This is a genomic window from Rhizobium sp. BK312 (assembly GCF_014193605.1).
Taxonomy (GTDB): domain Bacteria; phylum Pseudomonadota; class Alphaproteobacteria; order Rhizobiales; family Rhizobiaceae; genus Rhizobium.
The window spans coordinates 353,027-366,240 of record NZ_JACHZP010000003.1; the positions used below are offsets into that span (position 1 = coordinate 353,027).

Annotated in this window: 17 protein-coding genes; 9 read left to right on the top strand and 8 right to left on the bottom strand. The window is 60.1% G+C overall.

Annotated features, from left to right (window positions below; all coding sequences use genetic code 11):
• Window position 1 precedes the first annotated feature (1 nt).
• The 3 genes from FHT85_RS10315 to FHT85_RS10325 all read right to left on the bottom strand — a co-directional run bounded on the left by FHT85_RS10315 (window position 2) and on the right by FHT85_RS10325 (window position 2,838).
• Entirely contained in the window at window positions 2–1,231 is a 1,230-nt protein-coding gene (locus FHT85_RS10315; protein ID WP_112412365.1) for an MFS transporter, read from the bottom strand.
• Entirely contained in the window at window positions 1,228–1,914 is a 687-nt protein-coding gene (locus tag FHT85_RS10320) for a YbhB/YbcL family Raf kinase inhibitor-like protein (protein WP_112412364.1), read from the bottom strand. Before FHT85_RS10320 ends, FHT85_RS10315 begins: the two co-directional genes overlap by 4 nt.
• 108 nt (window positions 1,915–2,022) lie before the next feature.
• Entirely contained in the window at window positions 2,023–2,838 is an 816-nt protein-coding gene (locus FHT85_RS10325; protein WP_112412363.1) for a helix-turn-helix domain-containing protein, read from the bottom strand.
• Between the two features lie 179 nt (window positions 2,839–3,017).
• Between FHT85_RS10325 and FHT85_RS10330 the strand changes: the two genes are divergently transcribed.
• Complete coding sequence (locus FHT85_RS10330; protein ID WP_112412362.1) at window positions 3,018–3,362, top strand: nuclear transport factor 2 family protein; 345 nt, start codon at window positions 3,018–3,020, stop codon at window positions 3,360–3,362.
• A 4-nt stretch (window positions 3,363–3,366) separates the two neighbouring features.
• Here the strand turns inward: FHT85_RS10330 and FHT85_RS10335 are convergent, their stop codons facing one another.
• The gene (locus FHT85_RS10335; protein ID WP_112398218.1) at window positions 3,367–4,017 is read right to left on the bottom strand and encodes an aspartate/glutamate racemase family protein; all 651 of its coding nucleotides are present in this window, start codon (window positions 4,015–4,017) and stop codon (window positions 3,367–3,369) included.
• Window positions 4,018–4,287: 270 nt separating this feature from the next.
• Here FHT85_RS10335 and FHT85_RS10340 point away from each other — a divergent pair, with 270 nt between their 5' ends.
• Window positions 4,288–4,890, top strand: a complete 603-nt coding sequence (locus tag FHT85_RS10340; protein ID WP_015339177.1) for a superoxide dismutase — start codon at window positions 4,288–4,290, stop codon at window positions 4,888–4,890.
• Window positions 4,891–5,014: 124 nt separating this feature from the next.
• A complete protein-coding gene (locus FHT85_RS10345; protein ID WP_112412361.1) occupies window positions 5,015–5,857 on the top strand; it encodes a metallophosphoesterase in 843 nt (280 codons plus the stop codon).
• Between the two features lie 83 nt (window positions 5,858–5,940).
• On the opposite strand, the gene FHT85_RS10350 is transcribed toward FHT85_RS10345, so the two are convergent.
• Window positions 5,941–6,642: a helix-turn-helix transcriptional regulator gene (locus tag FHT85_RS10350; protein WP_112412360.1), complete on the bottom strand. Its 702-nt coding sequence runs from the start codon at window positions 6,640–6,642 to the stop codon at window positions 5,941–5,943.
• Window positions 6,643–6,769: 127 nt separating this feature from the next.
• On the opposite strand from FHT85_RS10350, the gene FHT85_RS10355 reads away from it, so the two are divergent.
• The 3 genes from FHT85_RS10355 to FHT85_RS10365 all read left to right on the top strand — a co-directional run bounded on the left by FHT85_RS10355 (window position 6,770) and on the right by FHT85_RS10365 (window position 9,025).
• Window positions 6,770–7,405 carry a LysE family translocator gene (locus FHT85_RS10355; protein ID WP_112412359.1) on the top strand — a complete coding sequence of 212 codons (636 nt, stop codon included), beginning with the start codon at window positions 6,770–6,772 and terminating at the stop codon, window positions 7,403–7,405.
• Window positions 7,406–7,572: 167 nt separating this feature from the next.
• Window positions 7,573–8,016, top strand: coding sequence for a c-type cytochrome (locus tag FHT85_RS10360; RefSeq protein ID WP_112412358.1), 444 nt, complete (start codon window positions 7,573–7,575; stop codon window positions 8,014–8,016).
• A gap of 94 nt (window positions 8,017–8,110) precedes the next feature.
• Window positions 8,111–9,025: a c-type cytochrome gene (locus FHT85_RS10365; RefSeq protein ID WP_112412357.1), complete on the top strand. Its 915-nt coding sequence runs from the start codon at window positions 8,111–8,113 to the stop codon at window positions 9,023–9,025.
• 12 nt (window positions 9,026–9,037) lie between these two features.
• Here the strand turns inward: FHT85_RS10365 and FHT85_RS10370 are convergent, their stop codons facing one another.
• Window positions 9,038–9,730: a class I SAM-dependent methyltransferase gene (locus FHT85_RS10370; protein WP_312861338.1), complete on the bottom strand. Its 693-nt coding sequence runs from the start codon at window positions 9,728–9,730 to the stop codon at window positions 9,038–9,040.
• Window positions 9,731–9,916: 186 nt separating this feature from the next.
• Here FHT85_RS10370 and FHT85_RS10375 point away from each other — a divergent pair, with 186 nt between their 5' ends.
• Entirely contained in the window at window positions 9,917–10,543 is a 627-nt protein-coding gene (locus tag FHT85_RS10375; RefSeq protein WP_312861334.1) for a C39 family peptidase, read from the top strand.
• A 38-nt stretch (window positions 10,544–10,581) separates the two neighbouring features.
• On the opposite strand, the gene FHT85_RS10380 is transcribed toward FHT85_RS10375, so the two are convergent.
• A complete protein-coding gene (locus FHT85_RS10380; protein ID WP_112340329.1) occupies window positions 10,582–11,070 on the bottom strand; it encodes a GNAT family N-acetyltransferase in 489 nt (162 codons plus the stop codon).
• 200 nt (window positions 11,071–11,270) lie between these two features.
• Window positions 11,271–11,684, bottom strand: coding sequence for a MerR family transcriptional regulator (locus tag FHT85_RS10385; protein WP_112412355.1), 414 nt, complete (start codon window positions 11,682–11,684; stop codon window positions 11,271–11,273).
• A 193-nt stretch (window positions 11,685–11,877) separates the two neighbouring features.
• Between FHT85_RS10385 and dmeR the strand changes: the two genes are divergently transcribed.
• Both dmeR and dmeF read left to right on the top strand, forming a co-directional pair.
• Window positions 11,878–12,150: a Ni(II)/Co(II)-sensing transcriptional repressor DmeR gene (dmeR, locus tag FHT85_RS10390; RefSeq protein WP_112412354.1), complete on the top strand. Its 273-nt coding sequence runs from the start codon at window positions 11,878–11,880 to the stop codon at window positions 12,148–12,150.
• 32 nt (window positions 12,151–12,182) lie between these two features.
• Window positions 12,183–13,187: a CDF family Co(II)/Ni(II) efflux transporter DmeF gene (gene dmeF / locus FHT85_RS10395; protein WP_112412353.1), complete on the top strand. Its 1,005-nt coding sequence runs from the start codon at window positions 12,183–12,185 to the stop codon at window positions 13,185–13,187.
• Window positions 13,188–13,214: the final 27 nt, after the last annotated feature.

A 13,214-nucleotide genomic window follows, 5' to 3' on the forward strand; every position in this document is an offset into this window, starting at 1 on the left:
ACTATTCCGCCTCTTTCTTCGGGCTGACCCACCAGCAATAGACCGCCCCGATCGCCAATAGCACGCAGGTGCCGAGGAAGACGGCGCGCATGCCGATATGGCCGCCGACGAAGCCGCCCAGGACCGGGCCTGCCACCTGACCGACATATTGCGAGGAGATGGAGAGCCCGAGAATGCTGCCCGTCGCCGCATCGGGTACGTTATGCCGGATAACGGCGGTGATGCAGGGCAAGAGGCCGCCGAGCGCCACGCCCATCAGGAAGCGCAAGCCGATCAACTGCCACGCAGAAGTGACGAAAGCCTGCGGTATCAGCAGCAGCGCAGCGGCGGCGAGGGCAGCCATGATGACGCTCCAGTATCCGATGCGATCAGCGAGCTTGCCGAGCCACGAGGACGACAGGATGCTGCCGAGCGCCGCAGCGGCCATCACAACGCCCGATACCATCGTCACCCTGGCGTCGCTAACGAACTGCGCGACATAGACCGTGATGATCGGCTCGATCGACATATTGGCGAGCATCAGCAGCAGGCCGAGCGACAGCATGGCGATGACGGGGCGCTTGTCCGGAATGGAGGCCCAGCTGCTGCTGGCCTTCGCAGCCTTCTTGCGCGCGGTGGATTTCTCCTCCTTGATCAGGAAGGTCGTTGCCAGGAAGGTCAGGAAGATTACGCCGCCGGCCAGCAGGAAAGTACCGCGAATACCGATGACAGGCGGCAGCGCGCCGCCGATCAGTGGCCCGACGAGATTACCCGCCATGATACCAGCCGAAAGCGTACCCAGCGCCCAGGCCGAGCGATGCTTCGGCGTCTGCGCGGCCACCAGCACCATCGAACCCGAGGCATAGCCGCCGGCGAGACCGGTGAACAGGCGCAGCGCCACCAGTTGCCAGACATTGCCGGCCATGCCCATCAGAGAGATGGCGACCGTCATGCCGAGGCTGGCGCGGATCAGCATCAGCTTGCGGCCATAGATATCGCCGAGCCGCCCCCAGAGCGGCGCGACGAAAGCGGCGGCGAAGAAGGTCGCGCCATAGGCAATGCCGGACCATTGTACGATCGCGGCCTTGTCGCTGACACCGAGTTCCTCGACATAGAGCGGCAGGAACGGGAGCAGCAGCGTCATCGCGACGATCGTCGTGAACGAGCCGGCGAGGCAGATGATCAGGTTCCGCATCCAATGCGCGGTTTCCGGCTCGGCCGGTGCGGCTGCATCCCATCTCGTCTCGGTCATTTCGCGGCCTTTGCATTCAATGTGTAAAACAGTTCCTGGCTGCCCGATGCGAGGATATGACCCTTCGCGGCGGCGATGAGATCGGCGCGGGTGAAGAGATCCGGAAGGTTCAGTCGGTCGACATCCAGCGCATAGACGGTGACGTGGTAGCCATGAACACGCTCGTCGTTCCAGGGCGGGCAGGCGCCCATATAACCGCCATGCGGCCCGTCCTTCAAGTTGCCGCCACCGGCGCCATTCTGGCCGCGTCGCCCATAGGCCGTGCGCTCGAGCGGCAGGCCATTGGCTGAGGGACCGCTTCCGTCCGTGCCTTCGGCAAGGCTGGTGCGCGATGGGGGAATATCGGCCAGCACCCAGTGAACGAATTCCATCCGCTTGAAATCCTTCGGGATGGTTTTGTCCGCCTTATTGAACAGCGAGAAATCGGCGGGCACGTCGGGATCGACCATCGTCAGCGCATAGGATCGCGTGCCCTTCGGCCCTTTCGACCAGGAGACGGCAAGGCTCTTGTTCGGACCGGGTGCCGACTTTTCAGGCCCTGCCGAAATGCAGGAAGCATTTTCGGGCAGCAGCATCCGGCCATCGCTCTTTGCAAATGTCACCTTGAGGTCGGCCGATAGGGCTGGGGTGGCGACAACTGCTGCGATGACGGTGGCATTCAGAATTTTGAGCATGGTTTTCATGATGTTGCCCTTTCATGTTGCAGCTCCTATGAGCCTTCGAGGGCAGGATGTAACAAATTCGTGCCGAGCGGCTGCGCACGCAAACGCTCAAAATGCTGTCGCAAACGCTCACGCGCTGCGAAGTCGATCGGCGAAACGGCGCGGCGAGCGATAGCCTGTCGCAAGCGCGGCTTCCCGCAGCGACAGCCCGTCCTCCGCGAGAAGGGCCGTTGCCAGCGCCACACGTTCGCTTGCCAGTACCTCTCGCAGGGAAGCGCCCTCGCGTGACAGGCGACGGCGTAATGTCGCGTTGCTCGTGCAGAGTTCGGCGGCAATGAGATCGGCTGTCCAGGCACGGTCCGGCTGCCAGCGCACCAGCGCCCGTACCGCCTCGGCGGTTGTCTCCGGCAAACCGGGCAGGGCACCGCGCATGCCGAGCACCATGAGTACTTCCACGAGTCTGTGCTCGATCAGTGGGATCGGCAGGCTTCCACTGGCAATGCCTTCGCCGGCATGGCCGATGGCAGCGGCCAGTAACGAATCGAGCGGCAGGTCGATCTGCGATGCGGTTTGGGCTGGCGGAAAGGCTTTTGCCGCCCGCCGTGTCAATTCCTCGGGAAAGGTGATGAAGATCGCCCGATAGACGCCGGTCTGCGGATCGGGGTCGTTGACGACATCGCCGCTCCACCCGGCCGGCAGCACGAGCACCGTACCGGCCGAAAAATGCCGCTGCCGTCCCATGCTGACGATTTCCTTGGAACCTTCGAGGATGGCGACGATTGAAACCTGAGAAAAGGCCGAGCCGGCAATGCGCTCGCGTTCGCGCGTGACGAAGGTAAAAAGCGTCGAATAGCTGCCGATGCCGGTTGGCTCGACCGCCGGACGATTGTCTTTGGCCGCCAGCCGATGCAGCTTTTCCAACATGTGGTGATGAGCCTCGGACACTTGCGATGGCTTTCTGCTGATTGGGATGCTTGAGGAGTTTGGACCACGCGGGCGGCAATGCCAAGTCTGCAAAGCGCCTTGTTGGTTCGCCGGGCTGATGTTATAAACTGATTGCATTATAAAATCAGTTTATGGTTGGCGGATCAAAGCCCGTCCTGATGCAAAGGAGGAGGCAGATTATGAACTCTCTCGAAAATGCCCGTTGCGATACGGTCAAGCGGCTGTTTGCAGCCTATGTCGCTCAGCATCCCGATATTGTCGACCCGATGCTGACCCGGGATTTCACCTTTTCCAGCCCGCGCGACGATCACATCGACCGGAAGCGGTACTTCGAACACTGCTGGCCGAAGGAGAAGGTGTTTCGCGATATTCATATCGAACATCTGGTCGCGGATGGTGACGATGTGATCGTCGGCTATCGCGCCGAGAAGATGGATGGCGCCAGCTTTCGCAATGTCGAGCTGATCCGCTTTGCCGGCGACCGCATAGCCGAGGTGAACGTCTATTTCGGGCGGAATTTGTAATGCTTCAGCTGCCCGTAATCTTCGCCATCGCGGCTGCAAGTGCGGTCGCCGGACCAGTCATAGGTTGCGGGCAGTTTTCCGGAAGAAGGTGAACTGCATCCGTCATCGAGGCTTGAGCGAAAGCGATCGTGACAGCGCTTTCGCCGCTGAACGCTTTCATCGCATCGGCAATAGCCGCAAGATAGGCCGAGAGATCCCCGGCCCGGAAGTGCGTCCATGCGCCCGGCACCAGCCGAACCTCGATTTCGGCACCCGTCGCCTTAGCCGCTGCTTCGAAAAGTGCAGTCGTCGGGGCGATGGTCGTTTCGACGGTGCACAGCACGATAACCTTACCGCCCGCCTTGACCGCCTGCTCTGCCAACACTGCATCTGCCTGGATGATCGGGGCTCCGGCGCCGGCCGCGATCTTCGACGCTGCTGGGCCTAGTGTCGAGCAGTTGAGCACGACGGCATCGGCATCCTCCGCCAGATGCCAGAGAAGCGCTGCCGTTTCGGCCGAAATCTCATCCGTCAGGCGTCCCACCTTTTCGGCGGCGAGAAGGAGATCAGCGCGGACATGATGACGCAGCATGCCATCAGGCAACCCGAGCGCTTTCGCCGCCGCTTCATAGACGGTGATATTGCTTTCGGCGGTGTGCAGGCAGGCGATCGTCACAGATGTTCCTCATCACGACAGGAGATCCGTAAACTAGCCTTGGGGCTATGCCTTGTCGATGTTTTGCCGCGGCAGCCCGCCCTGTATCGAAACATCATCATATACAATAAGGTAAACTTCTAAGCCGATGCTATACCTATTTGAAAAGTAGGGCAATTTTTGCTCCTACGTGCAACTTTTTTGGCATGTCGCCGGTTGCTCTTCCAGGCGACGGCTCCTATGTTCCGCTTCACCTGCCGACGCAATTTTTTGCCAAGAGGAGATATGACCATGGCTTTCGAATTGCCTGAACTTCCTTATGATTACGATGCACTTTCGCCCTTCATGTCGCGTGAGACCCTCGAATATCACCACGACAAGCACCACAAGGCCTATGTCGACAACGGCAACAAGCTCGCTGCAGAAGCAGGTCTTGCCGATCTTTCGCTCGAAGAAATCGTGAAGAAGTCCTTCGGCACCAATGCCGGCCTCTTCAACAATGCTGCCCAGCACTACAACCACATCCATTTCTGGAAGTGGATGAAGAAGGGCGGCGGCGGCAACAAGCTGCCGGGCAAGCTCGAAGCAGCGTTTGCTTCCGATCTCGGCGGCTACGACAAGTTCAAGGCCGATTTCGCTGCTGCCGGCGCAACGCAGTTCGGCTCCGGCTGGGCATGGGTTTCCGTTAAGAACGGCAAGCTGGAAATCTCCAAGACCCCGAACGGCGAAAACCCGCTCGTTCACGGCGCCGACCCAATCCTCGGCGTCGACGTATGGGAACATTCCTACTACATCGACTACCGAAACCTGCGTCCGAAGTACCTCGAAGCCTTCATCGACAGCCTTATCAACTGGGATTACGTCCTGGAGCGCTACGAAGCCGCTACGAAGTAAGTTCGCCGCACAGGCTGGCTTTCGCACCCGGCGTCTTTCTGGCGTCGGGTGTTTTCTTATGAGCAGCCTTATTGATATATCCGTGTGCCGCTTGGCGGCCCAGGAGATCGCCACAGGAGGCTGAATGCCATCAGCACCGCTCTTCCGCTTTGGTGTCATCGCCGATCCGCAATATGCCGATCTCGCGCCCAATCTCACCCTCAATCGCTATCCCGCGAACAGTCTCGACAAACTTCGAGCGGCGATCGAGGAGTTCAATCGGCACGATCTCGCCTTCGTCGTCACGCTCGGCGATATCATCGACCGCGAATGGAAGAGCTTCGACGCCGTTTTGCCGGTCTACCAAGCCTTGCGTCATCGCAAGCATTTCCTGCTCGGCAACCATGATTTCGCCGTTGCTCCGCAACATCTCGGCACGGTGCCGGCGCGGGTCGGCATGCCGTCGCCCTATTACGATTTCAGCCTTTCCGGCTATCGCTTCATCGCGCTTGACGGCAATGAAATCAGCGTCTTTGCCCCGCCGGAAGGCGATCCGCGGCGGCAGGAGGCGAAGGATCTGATGAAGGCGCTGGAGATCGCCGGCGCGCTCAATGGCCAGCGCTGGAACGGGGCGATCGGCGACACACAATATGACTGGCTCGCCGCGAAACTCAAGGAAGCAAAGGCGGCAGGCGAGAAGGTCATCGTCATGAACCACTATCCCGTCTTCCCAGAGAATGGACATAATGCCCTGAACAGCGACCGCTTGCTGGCCCTTTTGGCAGAGCATGGCCATGTCGTCGCTTACCTTAACGGTCACAATCATGCCGGCAATTTCGGCGTGTCGGATGGCACTTACTTCGTTAACTTCAAGGGCATGGTGGACACCGAAGACACGAGCGCCTACGCGATTGTCTCGGTCTGTGAGGACCGGCTCGAAATCAGCGGCTTTGGCCGCGAGACGAGCCGAACCCTGGCGCTACGCTGAACCTATTCCGCTGCGGCATGCGGATGGGAGATGAGGTTGTCTGGTTTACAGGATCTGGCCTTGCGATCGATGTTGCCAACGCCTCAGCCGGCGGCGGCTGGGGTGTTTGTCTGCCAGCCATTCACCCAGATCTGCCTCAAACCGTCGCCTTCGCCCTTGAACCATAATCCCGTCGCCTCGCAGCCTTCGATCCGATCGCTGCGGAAGTTGCGGATAGCCTGGCGCAGCTCGCACCAGGCGACGACGTTGGCCGTTTCGGCATAATAGATCAACGCGATCGGCCGGATGATGCGTTCCGTGGCGCGGCCGAGCTCGTCACGATAGGCAAGGTCCAGCTTTTCCTCGTCGCGAATGGCGCGACGAACCAGCGAGAGGTCGATCGCCGCGGCCGAAGGCGCGGCAAAGCCCCAGGCATGCAGCGCATTGGCATCGAGGGTCTGACGTAGCGGTGGCGGCACGACGCCGGCGATCTTGGCGGTGACGCGCTTGGCCGCCTGCTTGAGCTCGGCATCGCCGGTGCGTTCCAGCAGCGCCAGCGACAGCACGATCGCCTCCATCTCCTCGATGGAAAACATCAGCGGCGGCAAGTCGAAGCCGGGCCGCAAGATGTAGCCGATGCCGCGCTCACCCTCGATCGGCACTCGCATCGCCTGTAACGCGGCGATATCGCGATAAACCGAACGCACCGTCACCTCCAGCCGGGCGGCAATGTCGGCCCCCGTCACCGGCCGCTTTGCCAGCCGCAGGATCTGGATGATCTCGAACAGGCGCGATGCCTTACGCATTTCTTGTCCCAAAGATAAGGCTACTGACAATACCCCGTCAGTTGGCTCGATTTATAAAGCCGCCTATTCACTTGAAAATCAACCATTTCCTCTCCTGTTTCCATGGAGAGCTCGATAGGCAACTGACATGGGTTACGCAGAAAATCTCTGGCTCTTCTTCATCCTTCTTTTGGGCATCATAATCGTACCGGGCATGGACATGCTGTTCGTGCTCGCCAATTCCCTCGCCGGCGGCAGCAACCGCGGCCTTGCCGCGACGGGCGGCATCATGCTGGGCGGCGCGGTGCATTCGCTGAACGGTGCCATCGGCATCGGCCTGCTCACGCATTTCGTGCCCGTTCTCTTCAATCCGCTGCTTGTGATCGGCGGAGCTTACATGGCTTACATCGGCTATACGCTGATGCGCAGCTCCATAACCGTTGGGGAGAGTGGGCCTGCTGGCAGCCGCTCCGCCTGGAAAGCCTTCCGGCAGGGGGCATTGACTTGCCTCATCAATCCCAAGGCCTATCTCTTCATCTTTGCCGTGTACCCGCAATTCCTGAAGCCGGATTACGGCCCGATGTGGATACAGGCCGTCATCATGGGAGCCATGACCATCGCAACGCAATTTGCCGTCTATGGCGGACTTGCCATCACGGCAGGGCGCAGTCGCGAGCTGCTGGTTGCCAATCCCAGAGCAACTGCCTTTGCGGGCCGCGCAGCCGGGCTGCTGCTTGTCGCAGTTTCGGTGTTTACTGTCTGGGAGGGCTTGAAATTAGCGTGAGGGCTGAAGCGGCGAATGAGTGTGTCGGTAGCATGACACTGATTTCACTTGCATCTCACTACTTTGTGACTTCATTGCCGGAAAGGAAACCGGCAAACATGTCGCCGTAATCATGCGCCCGGCCGCGCAAGCGGTCCGAACCATTTGCGAAGAGGTAGGAGAACGAAATGAAGTGGAAAGCGATTGTGATGGCGACGGCTCTGGCCGGCATCGCATTGGGTTCGGTCGTCGCGGCCGACGGCACGCATGACACCCGCATCGGCATGATGAAGAAGATCGGAGGCGCAGCGGGTGCTCTCGGCGCGATTGCCAAGGGCGACAAGCCCTATGACGCCGACATCGTCAAGGCATCTCTGACGACGATCGCCGAAACCGCCAAGGCGTTTCCGGATCAGTTCAATCCGCAGAGCGACAAGACCGATCCCGAGGTCAATCCGAAGATTTGGGACAATCTCGATGACTTCAAGGCGCATGCCGCCAAGCTTTCCACCGATGCCGAGACGGCGCTCGCCCAGCTCCCCGCCGATAAGGCCGGCGTCGGCGCGACGCTGAAGACCCTCGGCGGCAGCTGCGGCGCCTGTCACCAGGCCTATCGCATCAAGAAGGACTAGCGGTAGGTCGGCCTAGTTTGAATATCGATTTTGGCCTCCGCACAATTCTACCGCTGCGGAGGCTTTTGGCTTTGGAGCTGGGCTAAGGGGTGGAATGATGGCGCGGTTTATTCGGTGGCTGCTTTGCCTTTTTGGCGTGATCATTCTCGGCGGTGGTGCATTCTATGTCATCACCGCGCCGTCGCCCTTGCCCGCCAGCCATTGGGCCAATCTCGGTGACCCAGATGTTAAAAACGGTCAGCTGGTCTTCTGGGCCGGCGGCTGTACGAGCTGTCATGCGGCACCCGGCGTCCAGGGCGATGCCAAGCTGGTGCTTTCGGGTGGTCTCGCCCTTACCAGCCCATTCGGAACCTTCCATGTCCCGAATATCTCGCCGGATGAGAAGGCGGGGCTTGGCAGCTGGACGCTGGCCGATTTCGGCAATGCCATGAAGCGCGGCGTCGGCAAAAACGGCGAGCACCTCTATCCGTCCTTTCCCTACGGCTCCTATACCCGCATGAGCGACAAGGACATCAACGATCTCTGGGCCTTCCTGAAGACGCTGCCGAAAAGCGACAATGTCGTTCCGCCGCATGAGCTGCCCTTTCCCTTCAATATCCGGCTCGCGCTGGGCGGCTGGAAGTTCCTATATCTCAACGATCAGCCGCGCATCGTGCTTGCCAGTGCCGACGAGAAGGTCAAGCGTGGTCAGTATCTTGTCGAAGGGCCGGGACATTGCGGCGAATGCCATACGCCACGTGACAGCCTCGGCGGCTTCGTGAGCGGCCAATGGCTGGCGGGCGCGCCCAATCCGGAGGGCAAGGGCCAGATCCCAGATATTACCCCGGGCTCCAAGGCAATCGGCAACTGGAGCGCCGGCGATATCGCCAACTACCTCGAGACCGGCTTCACCCCGGACTATGACTCGGCCGGCGGTTCCATGGCCGAAGTCCAGCAAAACATCGCCCACCTGCCTGCGACCGACCGCGAGGCGATCGCGGCCTATCTCAAGGCGCTACCGGCGAAGTAAGCCGCAAGATGCTCAAACCGCGCCCGCGCGTCTGGCGAGATAGAGATGCGTTTCGTAATGCAGCTCGAATTTGCCGCCGTGTGTGTTTATCGCATCGGCAAGCTCGAAAAGCAGCGCTTCTCTCCGATCCTCGCTCAAAAGCCGGTAGCTGGAGAGCGTTCGCAAGAGGTCCGTATAGCTCTGCGCAGTGTGCGACCGACCCCAGGAATAATGGTGGTGTACCGGAGCTTCAAAGTGGTCTGATTGCTTCAGCTCCCGAGCAAAAGGGCCATCAGGCAAATACCAGGCCTCCACGGGCGGGCCGGCAAGCTGTGGGGCATGGCGAGCGTAGATCCCCGCGAACTTTTCTGACAGCGGCGATTCCGGCTTCATCGGCACATTGCCGAAGACGGCGAGTGTTCCTTCCGGCGCGAGGAGGGCGGCCGTCCGGGCGAAGCGCAGTTCCGGCGAAACCCAATGGAAGGATTGTGCCGCGAATATCAGCCTGAAGCTCTCCGGCTCGCCCGGCCATGCTTCGAAGGTGGTTTGCTCGAACCGCACTCGCGGAAATTCCGCCAATCTTTCCTGCGCAACTGCGATCAGTTCTGCGCCGGGATCAAGCGCGAGAACGGAGAGGCCACGGCGAGCAAAGCTCTCTGTCGCTTGTCCGGTGCCGCAGCCGATTTCGAGGACCTGATCCTTGGCTTCCAGCCTGGCAAAATCGATGACATTGGCAAAAAGCGCATCGGGATAGAGCGGGCGGGAAGCATTGTAGAGGCCGGCGACGCCATCGAATGTGAACCGCTATTCCAAGTCGCATCTCCAGTTGCAGATCGAAGTCGACAGCCATTTTTCTAGCGCATTTCCGATCAAGCTTGTAGCCATGGGATTCGGCAACAGGAGAGGGTGGTCGTGGACGCAAGGGTGGCGCGGAAGGTTCCTTATTTCAGCCAATGGGAAACGCCTGACATGACGCTGGCGGTCGTCGCCGAGGGTGCACAATCGGCCTTGCTGAAGGACCCGCTCTGGGCGTCATCCGGCGCAAGCAGCGTCGAGGATTATGCCCGCTGGGCCGGCAATCTCTGCGGCATGGCCTGCCTGAAGATGGTGCTCGCCGCCCGCACCGGCAAAACCATCCCTATCATGGATCTGGCCATGGGTTGCTGGGAATATGGCGGCTATGTCGAGGAGGCGGATGGCCGGATCAAGGGATTGATCTATGCGCCGTTCGTCCCATTCGTTCGGGATCGCTTCGGTCTGAATGCTCGCGTCGTCACCGGCATTTCCGTCACTGACATCGCCGATATCCTCGCGCAATCGGAGTATTTCATCGCGTCGGTGCATCATTCGATCCGCTGGCCCGAGACCGAACCGCCGGCCAAAGGTGGCCATCTGGTGCTGGTGACGGCCATCGACGGCAATAATATCCGCTTCCACAATCCATCCGGCCACATCGATGCGACGCGCGAGAATGCCGAAATGCCGCTGGAGATATTCGAGAGGTTCTTTGCCGGCCGCGGGATCGCCATCGATCGCTAACATCGAGCGTCAGACGGCGATCCTCTTAAAGGCCGGCATCAGGCCAGAGCCTGAAGGTAGCGCATGCCGGTGACCGGACGCGGCTTGAAATCCATGTTTTCGTAGAAGCGGTGGGCCTGGAAATTCCCCGTCGCAGCGCCGACCGAAAGATAGCTGCAGCCCGCCTTGCGGGCGATATCGCGGGCGCGGTCGACGAGATGCTGCCCGACGCCATGGCCGCGATGGCCGTCGCGCACGAAGAGATGGTGCAGATCCATGCCTCGCTGTCCCTCTTGCGCCTTGTAGAGCGGCACGAGGATGGCGTAGCCGATCAGCCCCTGTTCGCCTTCGGCAACAAGCGCCGTGATCCACGGCATAGGACCGAAGAGATCGCGCTCGAGCTGTTCGGGTGTCGTGCCGGAGGGGTCGCCATGATGGGCGGCCAGCAGCCGGATCATGTCGTTGAGCTCAGGCAGGTCGCGTGGCTGGGCATTGCGGATGGTCAGAACCGGAGGGCGGAGAAGTGAGATGTCGCTATCGTCTAGCATGGCATTTTGCGTCCTTGTTTTTTGAATGAGCCGTCAGGACGCTGCCGATACAACAAAGCCGCCTGACGGCGGCTTTGTTGACAATATGATCTGTCTTGGCCGCCCGTTACAGGTACAGCCAAAAATACGAGCAATTATGGAGCGCGTTCGTGATCATGGGCGCATCAATGATCCGGTTCAGCGTATTTGTCAATGGGGGCTCAGTGCTCGTGTTCGCATAGGCCGTGATCGGAAAGCGCGCGGATCACATAGCAGTCTTCGATGCTATGGCCGTCGCAATGCGAGACGATGCGCTCCAGCTCGTGCTCCAGCTTCTTCAGCCGTGCGATCTTGGTGCGAACGTCATCCAGATGTTCCTTGGCGATACGGTCGGCGCCGACGCAGGGGCGGTCCGGATGTTGGCTGAGCGAGATCAGCTCCTTGATGGCATCGATCGTCAGACCCAAGTCACGGCCATGTCTGATAAAGGCGAGGCGTTCAAGATCGGCTTTGGAATAACGCCGCTGATTGCCTTCGCTGCGTTCCGGTTCCGATATCAGGCCCATCTGCTCGTAATAGCGGATCGTCGGTACTTTAACGCCGGTATGTCTCGATAGATCGCCGATGGTCAGCATTAAGCGGCTCCAATACCTCTAGTCTCTAGAGCAATATATGCGGCCATCATCGCAAAAATGCAAGGCCAGGTAGGGGCTAATCATTCCAGGATAGTCCTCCGGCTTTCTCATTGCCCAGGCAGTCGCCGCAAGAAGGTGCTTCCAATTTGCCATCATAGATACTATACCCCCCTATATTATAATCGAGGCCACGATGTCCCATACCATTCGTCAGCAAGCCAAGCTCCTCTCACGCGTCCGCCGCCTCAAAGGGCAGATGGAAGCGGTGGAGCGGGCGCTCGAGGCCGAGCGTCCCTGCGGAGAAGTCTTGCAGTTGCTCGCCTCCATTCGCGGCGCCCTGACGGGGCTAACCGGGGAGGTTCTGGAGGACCATCTGCAGGAGCATGTGCTCCATGCCGAAAGCGAAGAGGCCCGCCGGCAGGCAGTCGATGAGATAGCCGACGTGCTGAAGACCTATCTGCGGTGACAGCGTCAGACGAACAACGAGAAAGTAAAGTCATGAGCATTTCCTCCGAAATGGGCCACAGCCACGTTTTTCTGGGCTCCGATCATCAGCGCAATGAGCGCCGTATCTGGCTCGTCATCGCGCTGACCGCCGTCATGATGGTGGTCGAGATCGGCGCGGGCACGATTTACGGCTCGATGGCGCTGCTCGCCGATGGCTGGCATATGTCGACCCATGTCAGCGCCATGCTGATCTCGGCGCTCGCCTATCTCTACGCGCGCCGACATGCGCACAATGCACGCTTCACCTTCGGCACCGGCAAGTTCGGCGATCTCGCGGGCTTTGCCAGCGCGATCGTGTTGGCGCTGATCGCGCTGATCATGGGCTGGGAGAGCATACTGAGATTGCTCGATCCGGTGGCGATCAATTTCCGCGAGGCCATCGCAATTGCTGTTGTCGGCCTTATCGTCAATCTCGTCAGCGCATGGCTTCTGCGCGACGACCACAGCCATCATCACCACGGTCACGCCGGCCATGGGCACAGCCATGGCCACGCCCATACTCACGATCACGCCCATCATCATGAGCATCATGACGATCACCATCACGACCATGGCCAAAAAGGTGGCAGGGACAACAATCTGCGCTCGGTCTATGTCCATGTCATCGCCGATGCGATGACCTCGGTTCTGGCGATCGCTGCCCTGCTGCTTGGCAGCCGTTTCGGCTGGACCTTCCTCGATCCCGTCATGGGCATCGTCGGCGGCCTGGTCATCCTGCAATGGGCCTGGAGCCTGCTGCGCGCTTCCGGCGCCGTTCTCCTCGATTTCATTCCGCAAGGCGAGGATCTGCCTGAGGAGATCCGCGAGGCGATCGAAACGGACGAGGATCGGATTACCGATCTGCATGTCTGGCAGGTTGGGCCCGGGCATCATGCGGCCATCGTTGCGGTCGCAACAGCCGTCTCGCGCGAGCCCTCTTTCTATAAGGCGCGGCTTGCCAGTATTCACGAGCTCTCGCATGTAACGGTCGAAGTTACCGTCGACAAGGCTGCATAAAATCCGCTAGCAATCGGTAAGGTCAGA